This window comes from Kribbella sp. CA-247076 (assembly GCF_050942445.1).
GTDB lineage: Bacteria > Actinomycetota > Actinomycetes > Propionibacteriales > Kribbellaceae > Kribbella.
Window position 1 is genome coordinate 858,092 of sequence record NZ_CP192051.1, and the last position, 18,373, is coordinate 876,464.

General features: G+C 69.4%; 17 protein-coding genes. 11 read left to right on the forward strand and 6 right to left on the reverse strand.

Annotated elements, in window-relative coordinates; genetic code table 11:
* The first annotated feature begins 86 nt into the window (after window positions 1–86).
* Together ACQPYZ_RS04060 and ACQPYZ_RS04065 are read left to right on the forward strand one after the other, a co-directional pair.
* A complete protein-coding gene (locus tag ACQPYZ_RS04060; RefSeq protein WP_433165332.1) occupies window positions 87–1,991 on the forward strand; it encodes a DUF6807 family protein in 1,905 nt (634 codons plus the stop codon).
* 20 nt (window positions 1,992–2,011) lie between these two features.
* Entirely contained in the window at window positions 2,012–2,857 is an 846-nt protein-coding gene (locus ACQPYZ_RS04065) for an NmrA/HSCARG family protein (protein WP_433165334.1), read from the forward strand.
* Between the two features lies 1 nt (window position 2,858).
* Here ACQPYZ_RS04065 and ACQPYZ_RS04070 read toward each other — a convergent pair whose 3' ends face one another.
* The 3 genes from ACQPYZ_RS04070 to ACQPYZ_RS04080 form a co-directional block, all read right to left on the reverse strand.
* On the reverse strand, window positions 2,859–3,632 hold the full coding sequence (locus ACQPYZ_RS04070) for a thiazole synthase (protein WP_433165336.1): 774 nt from the start codon (window positions 3,630–3,632) through the stop codon (window positions 2,859–2,861).
* 4 nt (window positions 3,633–3,636) lie between these two features.
* Window positions 3,637–3,840, reverse strand: a complete 204-nt coding sequence (thiS, locus tag ACQPYZ_RS04075) for a sulfur carrier protein ThiS (protein WP_433165338.1) — start codon at window positions 3,838–3,840, stop codon at window positions 3,637–3,639.
* Window positions 3,841–4,061: 221 nt separating this feature from the next.
* Entirely contained in the window at window positions 4,062–4,772 is a 711-nt protein-coding gene (locus ACQPYZ_RS04080) for an alpha/beta fold hydrolase (protein WP_433165340.1), read from the reverse strand.
* Between the two features lie 142 nt (window positions 4,773–4,914).
* Between ACQPYZ_RS04080 and ACQPYZ_RS04085 the strand changes: the two genes are divergently transcribed.
* From ACQPYZ_RS04085 to ACQPYZ_RS04105, 5 genes are read left to right on the forward strand one after another with little or no spacing between them, the layout of a single operon-like run.
* On the forward strand, window positions 4,915–5,319 hold the full coding sequence (locus tag ACQPYZ_RS04085) for a cupin domain-containing protein (RefSeq protein ID WP_433165341.1): 405 nt from the start codon (window positions 4,915–4,917) through the stop codon (window positions 5,317–5,319).
* On the forward strand, window positions 5,282–6,103 hold the full coding sequence (locus tag ACQPYZ_RS04090; RefSeq protein WP_433165343.1) for a class I SAM-dependent methyltransferase: 822 nt from the start codon (window positions 5,282–5,284) through the stop codon (window positions 6,101–6,103). Before ACQPYZ_RS04085 ends, ACQPYZ_RS04090 begins: the two co-directional genes overlap by 38 nt.
* Complete coding sequence (locus tag ACQPYZ_RS04095; RefSeq protein WP_433165345.1) at window positions 6,100–7,803, forward strand: ferritin-like domain-containing protein; 1,704 nt, start codon at window positions 6,100–6,102, stop codon at window positions 7,801–7,803. The genes ACQPYZ_RS04090 and ACQPYZ_RS04095 overlap by 4 nt, the downstream gene beginning before the upstream one ends.
* Before the next feature lie 5 nt (window positions 7,804–7,808).
* Window positions 7,809–8,681 (forward strand): RNA polymerase sigma-70 factor, encoded by an 873-nt coding sequence (locus ACQPYZ_RS04100; protein WP_433165347.1) that lies wholly within the window; start codon window positions 7,809–7,811, stop codon window positions 8,679–8,681.
* A gap of 7 nt (window positions 8,682–8,688) precedes the next feature.
* Entirely contained in the window at window positions 8,689–9,261 is a 573-nt protein-coding gene (locus ACQPYZ_RS04105; RefSeq protein ID WP_433165349.1) for a hypothetical protein, read from the forward strand.
* On the opposite strand, the gene ACQPYZ_RS04110 is transcribed toward ACQPYZ_RS04105, so the two are convergent.
* Window positions 9,239–10,060, reverse strand: coding sequence for a GNAT family N-acetyltransferase (locus tag ACQPYZ_RS04110; RefSeq protein ID WP_433165351.1), 822 nt, complete (start codon window positions 10,058–10,060; stop codon window positions 9,239–9,241). The genes ACQPYZ_RS04105 and ACQPYZ_RS04110 overlap by 23 nt on opposite strands.
* 281 nt (window positions 10,061–10,341) lie before the next feature.
* On the opposite strand from ACQPYZ_RS04110, the gene ACQPYZ_RS04115 reads away from it, so the two are divergent.
* Window positions 10,342–13,107 carry an ATP-binding protein gene (locus ACQPYZ_RS04115; RefSeq protein ID WP_433165353.1) on the forward strand — a complete coding sequence of 922 codons (2,766 nt, stop codon included), beginning with the start codon at window positions 10,342–10,344 and terminating at the stop codon, window positions 13,105–13,107.
* Between the two features lie 78 nt (window positions 13,108–13,185).
* Window positions 13,186–13,587 carry a cupin domain-containing protein gene (locus ACQPYZ_RS04120; RefSeq protein ID WP_433165355.1) on the forward strand — a complete coding sequence of 134 codons (402 nt, stop codon included), beginning with the start codon at window positions 13,186–13,188 and terminating at the stop codon, window positions 13,585–13,587.
* A 128-nt stretch (window positions 13,588–13,715) separates the two neighbouring features.
* Here ACQPYZ_RS04120 and ACQPYZ_RS04125 read toward each other — a convergent pair whose 3' ends face one another.
* Window positions 13,716–14,471: a lysophospholipid acyltransferase family protein gene (locus ACQPYZ_RS04125; protein ID WP_433165357.1), complete on the reverse strand. Its 756-nt coding sequence runs from the start codon at window positions 14,469–14,471 to the stop codon at window positions 13,716–13,718.
* A 445-nt stretch (window positions 14,472–14,916) separates the two neighbouring features.
* On the opposite strand from ACQPYZ_RS04125, the gene ACQPYZ_RS04130 reads away from it, so the two are divergent.
* A complete protein-coding gene (locus ACQPYZ_RS04130; RefSeq protein WP_433165359.1) occupies window positions 14,917–15,969 on the forward strand; it encodes an META domain-containing protein in 1,053 nt (350 codons plus the stop codon).
* A gap of 178 nt (window positions 15,970–16,147) precedes the next feature.
* Window positions 16,148–17,080, forward strand: a complete 933-nt coding sequence (locus ACQPYZ_RS04135) for a hypothetical protein (protein ID WP_433165361.1) — start codon at window positions 16,148–16,150, stop codon at window positions 17,078–17,080.
* A 15-nt stretch (window positions 17,081–17,095) separates the two neighbouring features.
* Here the strand turns inward: ACQPYZ_RS04135 and ACQPYZ_RS04140 are convergent, their stop codons facing one another.
* Window positions 17,096–18,193 carry a hypothetical protein gene (locus ACQPYZ_RS04140; RefSeq protein WP_433165363.1) on the reverse strand — a complete coding sequence of 366 codons (1,098 nt, stop codon included), beginning with the start codon at window positions 18,191–18,193 and terminating at the stop codon, window positions 17,096–17,098.
* Window positions 18,194–18,373: the final 180 nt, after the last annotated feature.

An 18,373-nucleotide genomic window follows, 5' to 3' on the forward strand; every position in this document is an offset into this window, starting at 1 on the left:
GTCATGGCCGCAAGACAAGCACAGGCCGGGCGTGGACAGCAGTGCTCGGACTACGATGCGGAAGGCGGTTTCCCGATGGGAGTTGGATGGGCAGGACACCGAAGGGCTCGATCACGATCGCCGACGTCGCGCGGGCGGCGGCGGTGTCGCGGGCAACCGTGTCCCGGGTGATGAACGGGGCCGCCACGGTCGCGCCGGAGATCGCCGAACGCGTCCGGGCCGCCGCCGACCGGCTGAACTACCGGCCCAGCGACCTCGCCCGCAACTTGTCCCTCGGCCGGACGAACATGGTCGCGCTGGTGGTCCCGGATCTCGGCAACCCGCTGTTCCAGCAGATCATGCGCGGGATCACGAACGCCTCGGCCGCGGCCGGCTACCAGGTCCTGGTCGCCGAGACCGACGAGGACCCGCTGGCCGAGGCGGAGATCGCGGTGGAGGCCCGGCGCCGGTGCGACGCGCTCATCATGGTCTCGCCCCGGCTGGCCGAGAAGAGCCTGCTCGACCTGCTGCCGGAGGTGAAGCCGGTCGTCCTGGTCAACCGCCAGGGACCGCCCGACGTGCCCTCCGTCGGCGTCGACTTCGGCCGGGCCGTACGGATCGTCGTCGACCACCTGGTCGGGCACGGCCACCGGCGGCTCGCGTATCTGGCCGGCCCGGTCGGCAGCGCGTCGAACACGGACCGCCTGCGCTCGCTCGCGAAGGCCGAGCGACAGATCGCCGGGCTCGAGATCGTCCGCCTGGAGTGCGGTTCGTCGATCGAGGACGGGTACGCCGCGGTCGAGCGCGTCCTCGAGTCGCGGGTCACGGCAGTGGTCGCGTTCAACGATCTGGTCGCGTTCGGGCTGCTGGCCCGGCTCAACGAGGTCGGCGTCGCCGTACCGGCCGATCTGTCCGTGGCAGGGATGGACGACATCGGGTTGTCGCGGTTCGCCGTACCGTCGCTGACGACCGTGCGGGTGCCGCAGCAGGGGCTGGGAGAGCTGGCCTGGCGGGTGTTGTACTCGCAGATCGCGGGGTCCGAGGGTGCGCTGGACGACGTACCGGATCTGCGGTTCGCGTTGCGGGCGAGCACCGGGCCGGTGCCGCAGACGACCCGGTTGCCGGGTGGCGACGTACAGGGACGGCTAGGACCGGTCCGGTGGCAGCAGCAGGGCGACATCTTCGTACTGCGGTCGGAGGCCGCACTGCTCGCGCACTACGAGTTCGGTCAGCGGATGCCGCAGGTGCATTCGCCGCGTCCGTACCTGCATCCCGTGCGCACGCTCAACGGGACTCCACTGACCGAGGTGAGCCCGGTCGACCACCGCCACCACTACGGCGTCTCGCTCGCCGTCGCCGGGGTCAACGGGACCTCGCACTGGGGTGGCCGTACCTTCCTCCCGGACCGCGGTCCGACCCTGCTGGCGAACCACGGCCAGCAACGCAGCCGCAGCGTCACCGTCGACGCCGACCCCGGCAACACGCTCACCGACGACCTGACCTGGTACGACGAACAAGGCCGACCGCAACTGGTCGAACGCCGGCGCCTCAGCGGCTCACTGGCCGAAGGTGGTTGGCGCCTCGACTGGAACAGCGTACTCATCGCCTCCTACGGCCCGATCCACATCGACAGCCCGGCCACGGCGGGCCGACCCGGCGTGGGGTACGGCGGCATCTTCTGGCGACTCCCGTCCGCCGACAGCACCGTCGTCCTGAGCCAGGACGGCGAAGGAGTCGACGCCGCCTACGGCTCCCTCAGCCCCTGGCTGGCCTTCGTCCAGCACCACGCCGACACCGCCACCACCCTGCTCCTCGTCCAACCCGGCACCGTCCACCCCTGGTTCCTCCGCGCCACCCGCTACACCGGCGCCGGCCCCGCCCTGGCCTGGCAATCCCCGCTAACCCTCCACCCCGACCAGAAACTGTCCCTTTCCCTAACCGCCCTCCTCCTGGACCGCCCCCTCACCCCCACCGAACCCCCAACCCTGGCCGCCAGACTTCTGCAGTCCTAGCCTGTGCGTAGGGGGCCGGGATGGAGCACAACGGGGTCATCGCAGTGCTGGGGGCAACAGGACGTCAGGGCGGAGCGGTTGCCCGGCACCTGCTCGCTGACGGCTGGCGCGTGCGCGCCCTCACCCGGAAGCCGACGTCAGCGGCCAGCAACGCGCTCCGCGCGGCCGGTGCCGACGTCGCGCAGTGCGACATGGCGGACGCCGACTCGTTGCGCCGGGTGTTCGAGGGCGCGTACGGCGTGTACAGCGTGCAGAACTCCCTGACCGCCGGACACGAGGGCGAGATCCGACAGGGCAAGAACGTGGCCGACGCGGCGCGGGCGAGCGACGTACGGCACGTCGTCTACGGCTCGGCCGGCCCGGGCCTGCGCGGCACCGGGGTCGACTCGTGGGAGGCGAAGCTGATCATCGCCGACTACCTGCGGTCGTTGGACGTTCCGCTGACCGTGCTCCGGCCGATGGCCTTCATGGAACTCATGACCGACAAGGACTTCTACCCGCCGGTCTCGACCTGGCGGCTGATGCCCAAGCTGGCCGGTGAGCACACGCTGATCCCGTGGCTGGCCGTCGACGACCTCGGCGCGATCGCAGCCCGGGCCTTCGCCGAGCCTGCCGTGTACGTCGGCGCGGAGGTCCCGCTGGCGGCGGAGTTCCGGTCGATCGACGAGCTGCGCCGGGCCTGGTCCGCGGTCAAGGGACGGTCGCCGCGCGGCTTCCCGATGCCCGTCTGGCTGTTCGAGCGGTTCGTCGGCAAGGACCTCACCACGATGTGGCGCTGGCTGGCGGTCAACCCGGTGTCCGCGGATCCGGCCGCGACGGCGAAGGTCCTCGGCCGGGTCACCACGGCCGAGGAGTTCCTTGCCTGACTCAGAACGACGGCAGGCCGGTGATGGGGGAGGAGGGGAGGGCTGAGTGGTAGCGGCGGGGGACTCGGCCGGCTTGGCGGGCGGCTCGGCCGGCGGTGACCGCGTCGCGCATGGCGGCGGCCATCAGGGCGGGCTTCTCGGCCCGGGTGACCGGGGTGGCGAGCATGACGGCGGCGCAGCCGAGCTCCATCGCCAGCGCGGCGTCGCTCGCCGTACCGATGCCGGCGTCGACGATGACCGGGACGTTCGCGGCCTCGACGATCAGGGCGAGGTTGTGCGGGTTGCGGATGCCGAGCGCGGACCCGATCGGCGCCGCCAATGGCATCACCGCGGCGCACCCGGCCTGCTCGAGCCGGCGGGCCAGGATCGGGTCGTCGTTGGTGTACGGCAGCACGGTGAAGCCGTCCGCGACCAGCGCGTCCACGGCGTCCAGCAGCTCGACCGGATCCGGCATCAGTAGGTGGTCGTCGGCGACCACCTCGACCTTGATCAGGTCGGTCTCCAGCGCCTCCCGGGCCAGCTTCGCGGTCAGCACCGCCTCGGCCGCGGTGTGGCAACCGGCCGTGTTCGGCAGCACGTCGATCCCGTGCTTCTTCAGTACGTCGAGGATCGAGCCCTCGTGGCCGGTGCCGAGCCGGCGCATCGCGACCGTGGTGAGTTGGGTGCCGGAGGCAACCAACGCCTCCTCCATCACCTCGAGGTTCGCGGCGCCGCCCGTCCCCATGATGAGCCGGGAGGAGTACGTCCGGCCACCGAGCTCCAGTGGGTCGTCCATGTCGTCAGCCTCCCTGCACCGCGGAGACGATCTCGACCCGGTCGCCGTCCGTGAGCAGTGTGCCGGCCCACTCGGCCCGGGTGAGCACGGTCTGGTTGACCGCGACCGCGATACCGGTCTCGCGGTCGGAGTACTCGCGGACGAGCTCGGCCACCGACCGGTCCGGCGGGACACTCGTCGCGGTGCCGTTGACCCAGACGTCGTACATGCGCTTCCTCCCTACGCCGGAATTACCCGAGTCAGGTTCAGCGGTCGGCGACGCCGTCGTCAGTCGCCCTCTCAGCCCACTTGGCGTGAGCTCCCGCGGCTCATTCGACCTTAACCGATGGGATCAACCCCCGCGAGCGCGGTCCACGGACCGGCGGATCACCGAACCCCTGCCGGGGCGCCTGCCGAGGTGTCCGGCAGGGGTTCGGTGGGTACGTGCGCCTACTTGCCGAGCGCTTCCAGGATGGTCGCGGTGACCGCGGCCGGCTCGGAGACGCTGAGGGCGTGGGAGGCGCCGGCGATCTCCTTGCTGCCCTTCGCGCCGGCCCGCTCGGCCAGCCACCGGTGCAGCGCGACCGGGATGTTGCGGTCGGCGTCGCTGAACACGAACCAGGACGGCAGCAGCTTCCACGCCGCCGTCTCGGCCGCCAGCCCCTCGGTCAGCGCGGCCTCGGTGACCGGACGCTGGGTGACGGCCATCAGGGCGGCCTCGCCGGCCGGGACGTCGGCGCAGAACTGCTGCTGGAAGACGTCCTGGCGGATCGCGAGCTCGTTGCCGCCCGCGACCGGGTAGACGTTGAGCGTGTCGCCGAGCGTGCTGCCGGGGAACTTGCCCGAGAGCGCGAAGGCGGTCTCGCCGTGGTCCGGGGCGAAGGCGTCGACGTACACCAGGCCGACCACGTTCTCGTTGTCCGCCGCGGCCTCGGTGATCACCATGCCGCCGTACGAGTGACCGACCAGCAGCACGGGCCGGCCGATCCCCGCGACGACGTCCCGGACGTACGCCGCGTCGCCGGACAGGCTGCGCAGCGGGTTGGCGACGGCGACGACGTCGACCGAGCGCTCGAGCAGTCGCTGGACCACGCCGTTCCAGCTGCTCGCATCGGCGAACGCGCCGTGCACGAGGACGACGACAGGACCTTGGTCGTTCATTCGGAAACTCCTTAGGAAATGCGGATTGTCGCCTACACAGACCTGACAGCCCGTGCGTTTGTGACCGGCGGACCTGTCACAGGGCGCGATGCTGGTCTGTCTTAGCTGGCGAGTGGACGGCAGCGACGACGGGAGATTCGCCATGGGAACCAGGTCGACGGCGTGGCAGACAGCACTCACCGTGTTGCAGGAGGTGACGCCGCCCGAGGTCCCGGAGGGTGCGCACGCGATGACGGTGGTGGTCGAGTACCCGCCGGGTGACCCGGGTGCGCCTCCGCACCGGCACTCCGGGCCGGCGTTCGGCTACGTGCTGGAAGGCGAGATGGTCTTCGAGCTGGAGGGTGAGCCCGAACGGGTGATCAAGGCCGGTGAGGTCTTCTGGGAGCCCGGCGGCGACGTCATCCACTACCAGGACGGCAACAACCGCGACGACCAGCCGGTGCGTTTCACGGTGACCATGCTGTGTGCGCCGGACCAGGAGATGTTCGTCCTGGTGCCCGAGGAGGAACTTGCCCAGCGCAAGGATCGTCGCGCGCCGCGGTCCTGATCGACCGCCGGAGACGATGATGACGGCGGCGGCGATGGTCGCCGAGTTCGACGACGTGGCCGGGTGGACGGCGGACGCCGTACGGGACCTCGGTGACCGGTACGCGATCCCGGCGGCGTGCCGGGGCAGTGCCAGCCCGATCGCGCTCGCCTGGCTGGCCGAGGCGTGTGAACTGTCCCGGGGGATGCGGTTGCTCGACGTCGGTGCCGGCGTCGGCGGACCTGCCGCGTGGGCGGCCGAGCGGTTCGGTGTCAGGCCCGTCCTGCTGGAGCCGATGCCCGCCGCGTGCCGGGCCGCGTCGACGTTGTTCGGCCTGCCCGTCGTCCTCGCCGACGGCCGTTGGATTCCCTTGCGTACGGCGTCGGTCGATGCCGCGTGGTGTCTCGGCGTACTGTGCACGGTCGAGGAGAAGGCGTCGCTGCTGCGGGAGATCCACCGGGTCCTCGTTCCCGGCGGCGCGCTCGGCCTGATCGTGGTCGTTGCGCGTGGCAAACGTCTGCGCCGGCTCCCGGACGGCAACCACTTCCCGGCGCAGGCGGAGCTCGACGCGCTCCTCGGTGACGCGGGATTCGAGGTGGTGGAGCAGATCGACCGGCCCGCCGAGGTGCCGCGGTCGTGGACCCGGCGAGCGCAGGAGGTCGCCGCGATCGTCGAGGCCCGGCACAGCGCGAGCCAGGCGTACGCCCTCGCCGCCCGGCAGACCAGCAGGCTGGCCGACCTGCTCGACGACGGAGAGCTCTCGATGCAACTGATCCATGCCACCAACCTGGGGAGCACCGCATGAAGTGGACGATGGAGAGTCTCCGTGAGCACCTGCAGTGGGCGGTCGAGTTGGAGCACGCGACGCTGCCGCCGTACCTCTGCGCGCTCTACTCGCTTGACCCGGAGCGGAATCCGGAGGCTGTCCAGGTCGTCAGCAGCGTGTTCTCCGAGGAGATGCTGCACCTCGCGCTCGTGGCCAACATCCTGAACGCCGTCGGTGGCAGTCCGCGCGTGGACGCGCCTGAGCTGTTGCCGCCGCATCCGCGCCGGATGCCGCACGGAGCACTGGAGCTCTCGCTCGGTCCGTTCGGTCCGGAAGCGCTGGAGATGTTCCTCGCGATCGAGCGCCCGGCGCCCCCGAGCGCGCCGCCGGAGGACGACAACTACGAGACCATCGGACAGTTCTACGACGCGGTCGAGCACGGGCTGCGGTCGCTGTGCGCCTCGCTGGGGGAGGACGCGGTCTTCACCGGCGATCCGGCCCGGCAGGTGAGCGACGCCCACTTCCGGCACAGCGGCGGCCGGCTGATCGTGGTCGACAGCCTCGCGACCGCGCTCGAAGCGCTGGAGGAGATCGTCGAGCAGGGCGAGGGTACGGCGCGCGGCGAGGTCTGGGACGGGGATGCGGACATGTTCCACCCGGAGCGGGACGAGGTCGGTCACTTCTACCGCTTCCAGGAGCTCAAGCTCGGCCGCCGGTACCAGCGCGGTGACACCCCCACCTCCGGGCCGTCCGGCGAGGCGATCGGCTTCGACGTGGACGGCGTACTCCCGATGCGGCCGAACCCGCGGCTGACCGATCATCCCGAGGGCCATCCGATCCGGGTCGCACAGGAGGAGGTCAATCAGACGTACAGCCTGGTGCTGCACCTGCTCGAGCAGACCTTCAACGGCAGCCCGCGGATGCTGTCCGTTGCCATCGGCACCATGTTTGTGCTCAAGGAGCAGGCGTCGACTCTGATGCGGATGCCTGACGGCGACGGCTTCACGGCCGGGCCGACCTTCGACTACGTCCCGCCGGCGGCCCGGCCGTGGGCGATCGGTCCGTCCGAGCGGGTCGCCGTACTGCCGAACGGTCCGTACGTCGTCTACGGCGGCGTGCCCCTGCGACGCAAGCGCAAAATCGTCTCCGCGGACAACGACGCGCTGACCTGGCAGACCGGGCCGGCGCTCGAGACCGAGGCGACGTACGCGCTCTGCCGGTGTGGCCGGTCGGGTTCGAAGCCGTTCTGCGACGGGACGCACGGGGTGATCGGCTTCGACGGCAAGGAGGCCACACCGATGCCGCCGTACCGCGAGCTCCAGCACGTGCACGACGGGATCGGCATCTCCGCGCAGCGCGTCGGCGAGCTGTGCATCCACGCGGCGTTCTGCATCGGGCGGACGCGGCCGATCGCGAAGATGCTCGCCGACACCGGGGACAGCGACGTACGCTCCGAGGTCATGGGACGGATCGATCATTGCCCCTCGGGGTCGTACAGCTACGCGTTGAGCCGGGGCGGGGCGACGATCGAGCCGGATCTGCCGCGGGCGATCGCGGTCCTCGAGGAGGAGGACGGTCTGGCGAGTGCGCTGTGGATCACCGGCGGACTGCCGGTGCACCGGTCCGACGGGCAGGCGCAGGAGACCCGCAACCGGGTGACGCTCTGCCGCTGCGGTCACTCGTCGAACAAGCCGTTGTGCGACGGCACCCACCGCGAGATCGCGTTCCGCGAAGCATGACGTCGATGGATCTGGAGCAGGCCGCGGCCGTCTTCGGCGAGGTACGGCCGCGGCTGTTCGGCATCGCGTACCGGATGCTCGGCAGCGCGTCCGAGGCCGAGGACCTGGTCCAGGACGTGTGGCTGAAGTGGCAGACCGCGGACCGCGGGTCGGTGACGAACCCGGCGGCGTACCTGGCGACCGCGGTCACCCGGCTGGCGATCAACACGATGCAGTCGGCCCGGGTACGGCGGGAGACGTACGTCGGCCCGTGGCTGCCGGAGCCGGTCGACACGAGTGCCGATCCGACCTTGGGTGCCGAACGCAACGAGGCGCTGGAGTTCGCCGTACTGCTCATCCTGGAACGGCTGTCGCCGACCGAGCGGGCGGCGTACATCCTGCGGGAGGCGTTCGACTACCCGTACTGGCAGATCGCCGAGATCATCGGGTCCACCGAGACCGCGACCCGGCAGCTGGTCAGCCGGGCGCGCAAGCGGATCCAGGCCGAGCGGCACAATCCGGTCACCGGCCAGGAACAGCGGGAGCTGCTCAGTGCGTTCGTCACCGCGGCCCGTTCGGGTGACCTGGCCGCGCTCGAGCAGTTGCTCGCCGAGGACGCGATCAGCTACTCCGACGGCGGTGGCGTGGTCCGTGCGTCCCGGTTCCCGGTGGTGGGGATGGAGCGGGTGGCGAAGTACCACAAGGCCTTCGCGGACCGTTTCTGGGTGGACGCCGACGTCGAGCTGGCGACGGCGAACGGCCAGGCGATCGCGATCCTGCGCCGGGACGGCGTTCCGTTCGCCCTGCTCGGCGTGACCGCGTCGGCGGCCGGCATCGAACAGGTGCTGTGGCAGATGAACCCGGCGAAGCTCGCCGCCTTCGAAAACCCCGGGAATTGAGGCCGGCATGGAAGTCACCGCATCACTCGCCGAACTGCTCGAGGAGCGCGAACACCTACTCGAGATCGCGCAGTGGAGGTTCGGGTCGCGGGCGACCGCAGAGCAGGTCGTCCAGGAGACGTATCGCCGCTGGTACGCCCTCGCCCCGGCCGAACGCGACGTGGTCGAGCCACGCTCCTGGCTGACCCACCTCGCCAGCACGATCAACCCCGACGGCTTCGAGCCGGTGGACCCTTTGGTGCACCGCTTCGCGCTGGCCTGTACGACGGGCGACGTACCCGGAGTGCGTGCGACGCTGGCCTCCGACGCCACGCTCGTCACCGACACCGGCGGCCACCTGAGAACGACCCCGCATCCGGTGCGTGGCGCCGACGAGGTCGCCAGTTACGCAGCCAGATTGTTGACCCGCCACCCTGGCTGCCACCTGACCACCGAACCGGTCAACGGCCATCCCGGGCTGATCCTGCGCCAGACGACCCAGGCGATCGCCGTCATCAGCCTGACCACGACGCCGACCGAGATCGAGACCGTCTACATCGTGCTCAACCCGTCGAAGCTCACGCCCTGGCACCGGACGTAGCCGGCACCGGGAGCTGGAACACCGACCAGCGGTCCACGGGCTCGAAGCCGAGGGCCGCGTTGACCGCGCGCATGTGCGTGTTGTCCTCGGAGTTCCACGCCTCGACGACCTGCAGCGCCGGCTCCTGTGCCTTCGCGTACGCGTGGTTGGCCGACTTCACGGCCAGCCCCAGACGCCGGCCTCGGTGCGCCGGCTCGACGATCGTGATCCGCTGGCGCGCATGCGTGTCGTCGTCCGTCTCGAACGCCAGTTTGGTCCGCGCGACGATATGCCCGGTCGCGACGTGCCGGGCCGCGGTCGAGTACGAGCGGTGCCCGCGAGCGTGCTCCGATTTCTCTTGGCGGCGTACGCGTTCGGCGTCGTACACCTGCTGCTCGACGGTGAGATCGCCGCTGGGTGCGTCGACCATGAGCCGGCTCTGGAGTGCAGCGACATCGTCGACGATCTCCTCCGGCGCGAAGTCCCGCCACTGCACGAGCTCGTATCCGTCGGCGAGGCTCGCTGTTGCTCGTCCGCTGAGTTTGCAGATGGACCTGATGCTGGTCGCCCCGGGCTGATGCCCGCGCTTCGTCAGATACCGAAACCCGGCGGCATCCCTCTCCACCTGCACCTCGATCAGCGTCCGGTCGTGCCGCTGCGCAATCGCATCGACCTCGTTGAGCAACCTGGACCCGATCCCACGACACCTGAACTCGGGGTGCACCACCAGATCCAGAAACAGAACGGCGCGGTTCTCCGCCTGCGGCAACTGACAATCCGCAGCCCCCACCACCCGCTCGCCCTCCCAGACCAACGCCACCTCCCGCTCCACCCCCGGCAAGGCACCCCCAAACCCCCGCCGCCTAGCCACCGGAAACCCCGGCTGATCCGCCCCGCCTACCGCCACCACCAGCTCGTACCACCGCTGCAACGCCCCAGCGTCACCTGGATCAAGCCGCACAATCACCATCCCCGCATCGTCCTGGCGCCGTCGCCAACCGGCAAACGAATTCGTCCGCGGCGTACGCCGAGGTGTTTCCGCTCACGCTTACGCCGCGACGGTGGTGATCGCCGGTACGCTCGGACTGCGTGGTAGGTGTGGTGGACAAGAACAGAGTGGTCAACCTGCAAGGTCGTCAGCGCGAACGTGTGGAGCTCGACGAGCTGGTGAGGACGCTGCGAGCCGGCCAGAGCGGGAAGCTGGTCATTCGGGGTGAGGCCGGAATCGGCAAGACCGCCCTGCTCGACTATCTGCAGGATCACTCGCCGCGCTGTCGGGTACTGCGAGCTGCCGGAGTCGAGTCCGAGACGGAGCTGGCGTTCGGCGGCCTTCACCAGCTGTGCGGGCAACTGCGCGACCATTTGCCGCTTCCGCCGTACGGTCCTGTTCGGGCGGCCCTGGGCATGGGTGACGGAAGCCCGCCGGACCGTTTCTCGGTGGGACTCTCCGTGCTCAACCTGCTGGCGGAGGTAGCGGAGGACGCACCGCTGATCTGCCTCGTCGACGACGTTCAATGGCTGGACCTGGAGTCCGTCCAGACCCTGTCGTTCGTGGCTCGTCGCCTGCAGGCCGAGCGCGTGGCGCTGGTGTTCGCGGTCCGCGAGCCTGCGGACAGGGACGAGCTGATCAGGCTGCCCGAGCTCGTCGTACGCGGTCTGAGCTTCGGGGACGCCCGCGCCTTGCTGGACAAGTCACTGACCGGACGCATCGACCAGAACGTCCGCGACCGGTTCGTCGCCGAGACCCGAGGCAATCCGCGCGCTCTGACAGAGCTTCCGCGTCAGCTGTCTGCCCAGCTGGCGGGCGGCTTCGTCGTACCGGACCCGCGACCGCTTGTCACCCAGCTCGAGGACAGCTACCTACGGCGGCTCGACCTGCTCCCATCGCAGACCCGCCAGCTCTTGCTCGTGGCGTCGGCCGAGCCTGTCGGTGACAGCGCCCTGCTGTGGCGAGCCGCCGAACTGCTCGGCATCAAGGCCGACGCGGCGGCTCCGGCCGAGTCGGTCGGCCTGATCGAGATCGGCACCCGGGTGCGATTTCGCCACCCGCTGGTCCGCGCGGCCGTCTACCAGGCTGCTTCACCGGAGGACCGGCGCAGCGCCCATCAGGCGGTAGCGGACGCGATCGACGCGCACCGCGATTCCGATCGCCGCGCCTGGCATCGCGGCCAGGCGGCGGTCGGGCTCGATGCGTCGACCGCCGACGAGTTGGAGAGCATGGCGGGGCGGGCTCACACGCGCGGTGGAGCAGCGGCCGTCGCGGCGTTCCTGGAGCGGGCCGCGGAGCTGACTCCGGATCCTGGCCGGCGCGCCGAACGCGTGCTGTCCGCCGCCACCGCCAAGTTCAACGCCGGCCTTCCGGAGGCGGCGTACGACCTGCTCACCGCGGCGGAGATCGGCCCCATGGACGCCCTCGAGCGCGCCCGGCTCGCTCGGCTGCGGGCGCAGATCGTGTTCGCCCGCCATCGCAGTGAGGCCGCCCCCTTGCTCCTCGACGCGGCCGATCGCCTCGAAGCACTCGGCGATCCTGCCGCGCGTGAGACGTACCTCGAAGCGCTCGGGGCGACGATCTTCGCCGGCCGGCTCGGCAAGCCAAACGGGCTGCGCGAAGCCGCCGAAGCGGCCCGCTCGGCGCGGCCGGCGCCCCAGCCGCCGGGCCCGTTGGATCGCCTCCTCGACGCGATGGCGACTCGGTTCACCGACGGCTACGTGGCGGCCGTCCCCGCCCTGCGGGAAGCCGTGCGAGGCCTGCGGTGTGAGGCGGTCGTCGACGACGATCGCCTCTTGCGGTGGCTGTGGCTGTCCGCCCCGGTCGGCCCCGGCCCGCTGGCGGCCGATCTGTGGGACGACGACGAATGGCACCGGCTCGCCACCAACGCGGTCGGCCTGGCGCGCGAGGTCGGCTCCCTGTCGGTCCTCCCGGTTGCCCTGGGCTACCGCGTCGGGCTTCACCTCCTCGGCGGAGACTTCGGCTCGGCGGCGGCACTCGTCGACGAAGCCGACGCGATCGCCGAGGCGACCGGCAACGCGCCGACGCGGTACGCGCGGCTCCTGCTCGCCGCCTGGCGTGGCGAGGAGACCGCTCTGACGTTGATCGAGGCGGGCGCCGCGGACGCGGCCCTGCGGGGAGCGGGCAGGGCTGTCGGCCTGGCCGGCTACGCGGCCGCCGTACTCCATAACGGCCTCGGCAACTACCGCGAGGCCATCGATGCCGCGCGCCGGGCCTGCGAGCATGACGATCTGGGCCTCTATGGCTGGTCGCTGGCCGAGCTGGTCGAGGCTGCCGTCCGCGGCGACTCTCCTGAGCTGGCGGCGGAGGCCTTGGCAAAACTCGAGGAACGCACGCTTGCCGCAGGCACCGACTGGGCGTTGGGTGTGCTGGCCCGGTCACGAGCGCTGTTGTCCGAAGGACCGCCCGCGGAAGCTCTGTACCAGGAGGCGATCGAACGCCTCGGACGTACCAGGATCGCGGTCGAGCTGACCCGGACGCACCTGCTGTACGGCGAATGGCTGCGCCGCGAGCATCGGCGGCAAGACGCCCGTGAGCAGCTCCACCTCGCCCACGACCGCGCCGGCCGGATCGGGGCCGAGGCCTTCGCCGAGCGCGCCCGCCGCGAACTCGCCGCCACCGGCGAGACCATCCGTCCGCGCGCCGGGCGCTCCGTCGACCTGCTGACTGCTCAAGAAGCGCAGATCGCCAGGCTGGCGGCCGACGGGCTGACCAACGCGCAGATCGCGTCCCAACTGTTCCTCAGTCCGCACACCGTCGAATGGCACCTGCGCAAGGTGTTCAGCAAGCTCGGCGTGACCTCCCGTCGCCACCTCGGAAAGCCCCTGGCCGAGGCCACCGCTACCCGCCGAGCCTGACTCCTGCGTGGTGGAGCTGTCACAGACGGCATGGTCGTGCTGTCTGAGGGTTGGACAGTCTCTCTGCTGTGGAGGAACATGAATGCTGAGCACCTGCCCCCGGGCGTCGAAGTGATCACGACCCTGCCGGACGCGGCAGCCCGGATCCCCGCCGGAGCCGAGGCCCGGACCATCCGGGTCACCCTGCCGCCCGGAGATCCCGGCGCGCCGCCGCACCGGCACCCCGGACCCCTCTTCGGCTACGTCACGCAGGGCGAGATCCTCTTCGAGTTGGAGGGTCAGCCGCCCAGGGTGCTCAAGGCCGGCGACGCCCTCTTCGAACCCGGCGGCGACGTGATCCACATTCAGGGCGCGAACAACCTTCCTGACGCGCAGTCGCAGCTCGTCGTGACCATGTTCGCCCCTCCAGGCACCCCGGTCCTCACCGTGGTCAGCGCCGAGGAACTGGCCCAACGGCAGCACCTCCGGGTCGCCCGGTAGAGGTAGGCGTGGCCCGAGCGGTCTCGCGGACAAGACGCCGTACGTGCGGCACCGCTCGGCTCCACTCGGTTCGCTGTGTTCCCGGCGGCGCGGTGCCTGTCATCGCGCCGCCGGACCGACCGCTCTGGTCAGGCCGCGTCTCGGCGTCGCGACCGCTGCGGTGCCCCAGGCAACGATCGGCGCGTCAGGACCTTTGCGGCGTCAAGTTGTCGCAGCAGATGTGCCTGCACGGTACGTCGGGCGTCTTCGACCTGTTGTCTCGTGCGCGGCCAGGAGGCACGGTCGACGGCGAGCGGCTCGCCGAACACGACGTCGACTTCAGTCCCGGAAGGCGGAAGAGTACTTCGCCCGCTGCCGGGTTCACGCGTTCCGAAGAACGCGACCGGCACGATCGGGGCGCCGGTGACCAGGGCGAAGTACGCCGCTCCTGGGCGAACCGTCAGCAGTTCGCCGTCCCCGCGAACACCTTCCGGGAAGATGCCGACCGCATGTCCCTGACTGAGCACGCGCAGACCCGCCTTGACCGCCGCGGGGTCGTACTGGAAGCGATCCACAGAGATCTGGCCGGCCGCCCGCAGCAGTGCGCCCAGCGGTCCCACGAACATCTCGACCTTCGTCAGCACGTGCACCGGTCGTGGCGCGAACGCGGTCAGAATCGGCCCGTCGAGAAGACTGAGATGGTTGCCCGCAAAGATCACCGGCCCTTCGAGCGGTAAGCCTTCAGGCCCGTGAAGCGTGACGGAGTAACGCAACTTGATGAAGGCCCTCAACCACCCGCGCCCATGATCCAACAACCAGATAGGCGGATGCGGAACGTCCCGCACGAATCGATGCGGCTCGCTGGTGAGCCTCACCGGCGGACGCCCTGCTCGTCGCTCAGCCATGTCATCTCCTTAAGTACGTCTAGTGAAGACCGTCCGACCAGCCGCCGCGTGACAACCGCTTCGCCCCCGATACTTAGGAAATGGAGTCATTGCCTGAGCTCGACCGCGCGCAGTTGCATGCGATCGACGTGCTCCGAGCGGGCGGGGCAGTCGTCGCGACCACCCCCAGTCCCATGACGTACGGCGTGGTGGCGCGCGATCCCCGCGCGGTAAATCTCCTGATGGGCCGTCCCGCCGACCAGCCGGTCGGAATCTCGGTCCACTCGGAGGCCGCCCACGACCAGCTGTTCCGGTACCTCGCCCTCGGGACCGACACCCTCGCCGCGATCGACTACGCCCTCGCCGAGCGAATCGCCGTACTGGCGCCGATCCGGTCGGATCCGTCGATGCCCGAGTGGCTCACGCCGGCCATTGAGGACTCACGCCGGCCATTGAGGACGGCTGGGTGCTGTTCTTCGACGGATCCTGGGGCGCGCTGGCGCTGCTGTGGGAGAGCTTCCCCTTCCTGTACGGAAGCAGCGCAGCTCCGGCGGCCTCCGCCGAGGAGGCCCGCGGGCTGTTTCCGGCCGGCACCGTGATCATCGACGCCGACCACCTTCGTACACCGGCCGCCGCCTACGCGCCCGGCACGACGATCCGCGTCGAGCCGGACGGCCGACTGGGCGTGCATCGATCGGGTTTCCAGGATCAGGCCGACGTACTTCTGGATCGACTGCGCGAGTTCAGGTCCGCGATTGCGGTTCTGGACGGATCGACCAGCACGCCGCTGGGTACGGCGTACCTATCCACCGCGGTCACTGAGGACGGCGAACCCACGCAGCTGCTGCCGGAGACGCGGATCTGGCTCGAGTTCGCGCGGGTGCCCAACAAGAACGAGGACGGGCCACGGGTGTACGACGTACTGCGAGCGAACGTCGGCTGCAACAGACTCGGCGCAGCCGTGGCAGCCGGCGAACTGCTGACCGACGGGCGCATCCGGATCGATGGGCTCGGCGGCACCCAGATCGGCTGTCAGCCGCCGCTTCGGGGCCAGGAGGAATGGTTCAAGACGTTCCTGACAAGCCAACCCTCCTGGCGGCTGAACGGTGACGAGCTGACCCTGACCTCAGGCAGTACGACGATCACGCTGCTGGACCGGTCAATCGCCGAACCCGACTTCCCGCTCGACGGCACCAGGTGGAAGGTCGTCGCCACCATCACCAACGCCGACCTGCGCCAGCGCGACCATCAACCCATGCAAGCGTGGCTCAGCGTCGACGGGCATCGCCTGACCGGCTGGACCGGCTGCAACGAACTCTCCGGCACCGTCACCCGCAACAACACCGAACTGACCTTCACCAACGTCGCCATCACCGACCACCCCTGCCCACCCGAAACCGCCGCCCTGCAAACCGCAGTCCTGACCACCCTCGGCCCCGCAGTCACCTACACCATCGACCACAACCACCTAACCCTCCAGAACCCCACCGGCACCGGCCTCGACCTCAAGGCAATTTAGAGCGGCTATCGTCGCCGCCGTCGTCGCAACGAGGCCTAAGCAACTTCACGCTCCCGACGAGACGGCGCGTCCCGGCCACCGCGGTCGTTCATCGACCCTGCGGATCTTCTGGGCTGACGCAACTCCAGTTGAAGAACAGTTCTCCGCGCCTCTGCATCGCACCTGACATGATCAGTCCGTGCCGCTGCCCTACGTCTACAAGGTGACGAAGTACGACCCGACCGACTGGAACGAGGAAGGTCGTTACGTCGGTCTCGAGGTCGAAACGAGCGATCACGGGCCGAGGGAGGCCGCGTACCTCGCGGCGGTTGTGGCTTTCGCCGAGGAGAGTGGGGTTGCCGAGGTCAGCGTCCGGGAGCCCGCAGTCGCCGGCCTGGTGAACTTCGGGCTCGAGACGTCCGTCGACGGGCATGGACTGGCCGGGCTGTTCGCTCCAGATCTGAGCGACTACTACGACGGGGCCGTTGTACCGATCAGCGTCGCCGTCGAACTCGTCCGCGCGATGTTGCGGGACAACGGGGCGTGGTGTCGGCTCGAGGTCGAGGGGCGGTTCCTGATACACGTCGGCTTCGACCAGTACATGTACATCGGAAGTCACCTCCCATGCGAGCGCGCAGTCACTACAGCAGCCAGCCTGGGGCTGTTCCCAGTCCGGCTGGAACGCTCGCCGTACGAGGACAACGACGAGACACCCGGTCCTCCGGCCGACGCCGCGTTCTGGGCGAACGTCGCCGACCTCGCGACCCGACACGGCACGATCCTGCTCCGGGAATCCGCGGTTCGGAATTCGTCTCGCTGGCATCGGCTCACGCCAGGAACGGTCGACAATGTCCAGCTCGCGCCACGCGCCATGCTGAGCGTCTGGCCCGACCTCTCGACCGACGTGGCTGCCGTCCAGGCGAAAGCCAACGGCCTTTGTGAGTACGTCTGGGAGAACCGGGCCGGGGCCATCCAGAGTGCGACGCTCGTCGACCCGAAGCCCCAGGACTTTCCCAACGACGCGGTGTCGGCAACCGTCATCTCCCTCATCGAGGACGAGTACAACCCGCTGCTCGAGGCAGTCCTGCCCGATCCCGACGGCGTACTAAGAGCCCGCTGGTCAGCCAGCTGAGGAACGCACTCTGCCTCAAGCTCGACGACGAAGCTCAGCAATGACCTCTTTCTCACGTGTGGTCATGTCGCCATCCACGGTGGCCACGCGCTCGGCGGCCTCAAGTAGCTCAGTCAGATCACCGTCCTCGGCGTTCAGACGGTTCCACACGTCGCTGGATTCGATGTCCACAACGTTTGCGAGCTGCTCATCCACCACTTGATGCTCATCGCGGACGACCCGCACCAGGTGCTTCATCAGCAGCGTCTCGTCGTCGCTGATCTGCTTGTCCGCTGTAATCACGAGCCAAGCGACCCACAGCATCAGCCGCGGGTATCGGCTCGACGTACTCAGCTTCTCAGCCACCTCGATCACCCGCGCCTCGTTGCGGAAGACAGCTCGCGCGTGCCGACCCGCGACCAACGTCGTGTAGCGGTTCAGCACGGCAGAGAGGGGGATACCGACCAGGGGGATGCCGACCTTGATGACGTTGCGTTGCAACAGGTACTTCCCGACGACGGGGAGCGCCTTGGCCGCGGTGAGCACGTTCTTGGAGTAGAACTGCTTGATCAGCGGACGAACCACGAATGGGACCGACTTGGTAACGCCCTCCCGCGCCAGTTCCCCTCCCTTGATCGTGAGTGCTACCCGAATGAGCTTCCACAGGTCGTCCGGATCGTTTAGGTCGAGCGGGATCCGATAGAGCACGGCGATGTCATAGGCCAAGCGCAGCTGAAGCTGGGTGATGTAGGCGAGGTCTACCATGAGCGTCACCGCGGCGGCAGGCACAGTCAGGGGTGACGCGCTGCCACCGCTGCCGATAGTGGCAGCGACAGCCGCCGAGTACGCCCCGGCGGACAGCCCACCTTCGAGCGCGGCGTACCGCGCTGCCATCGCGATCCGCTGTTCGACGATGCCGTCCGCCGGAACGCCCTCGTACTTCTCCTGAAAGTACTTCCAGTCGACTTTGTTCGTGTACGAGTTCAACGCATGCGCGACGAGCTTCGAGAACCAGTCGCCCGACTTGACGTCGCTCGGGTTCAGCCCCTTGACGAACTCCCGCAACTCGGCCCTATCCCGCTCAACAGCCGCCCGGTCACCATCGTCGCCAGAGTCAATCGAAGCTTCGGTCATGGTGAAACTCCCCCGGAAGGTCCAACAGGTACCAACCCGGGTTCGGTTGAACCCGGTAGCGTCTCAATACAGTGAAGCGTCAATCAACACGAGTCGACGCATGTCGAGCAGAGCCGCCATGCTAGGCCCACCCTTGCAACTTCCGCCACCACACCCGTCCAACGCGGCCGGGAGCTCCGC

Excerpts from the sequence above, each read along its gene's own strand:
- ACQPYZ_RS04060 (WP_433165332.1), top strand. The coding sequence starts at position 87 with ATGGGCAGGACACCGAAGGGCTCGATCACGATCGCCGACGTCGCGCGG.
- ACQPYZ_RS04065 (WP_433165334.1), top strand. The coding sequence starts at position 2,012 with ATGGAGCACAACGGGGTCATCGCAGTGCTGGGGGCAACAGGACGTCAG.
- ACQPYZ_RS04070 (WP_433165336.1), bottom strand. The coding sequence starts at position 3,632 with ATGGACGACCCACTGGAGCTCGGTGGCCGGACGTACTCCTCCCGGCTC.
- thiS (WP_433165338.1), bottom strand. The coding sequence starts at position 3,840 with ATGTACGACGTCTGGGTCAACGGCACCGCGACGAGTGTCCCGCCGGAC.
- ACQPYZ_RS04080 (WP_433165340.1), bottom strand. The coding sequence starts at position 4,772 with ATGAACGACCAAGGTCCTGTCGTCGTCCTCGTGCACGGCGCGTTCGCC.
- ACQPYZ_RS04085 (WP_433165341.1), top strand. The coding sequence starts at position 4,915 with ATGGGAACCAGGTCGACGGCGTGGCAGACAGCACTCACCGTGTTGCAG.
- ACQPYZ_RS04095 (WP_433165345.1), top strand. The coding sequence starts at position 6,100 with ATGAAGTGGACGATGGAGAGTCTCCGTGAGCACCTGCAGTGGGCGGTC.
- ACQPYZ_RS04100 (WP_433165347.1), top strand. The coding sequence starts at position 7,809 with ATGGATCTGGAGCAGGCCGCGGCCGTCTTCGGCGAGGTACGGCCGCGG.
- ACQPYZ_RS04105 (WP_433165349.1), top strand. The coding sequence starts at position 8,689 with ATGGAAGTCACCGCATCACTCGCCGAACTGCTCGAGGAGCGCGAACAC.
- ACQPYZ_RS04120 (WP_433165355.1), top strand. The coding sequence starts at position 13,186 with ATGAATGCTGAGCACCTGCCCCCGGGCGTCGAAGTGATCACGACCCTG.
- ACQPYZ_RS04125 (WP_433165357.1), bottom strand. The coding sequence starts at position 14,471 with ATGGCTGAGCGACGAGCAGGGCGTCCGCCGGTGAGGCTCACCAGCGAG.
- ACQPYZ_RS04140 (WP_433165363.1), bottom strand. The coding sequence starts at position 18,193 with ATGACCGAAGCTTCGATTGACTCTGGCGACGATGGTGACCGGGCGGCT.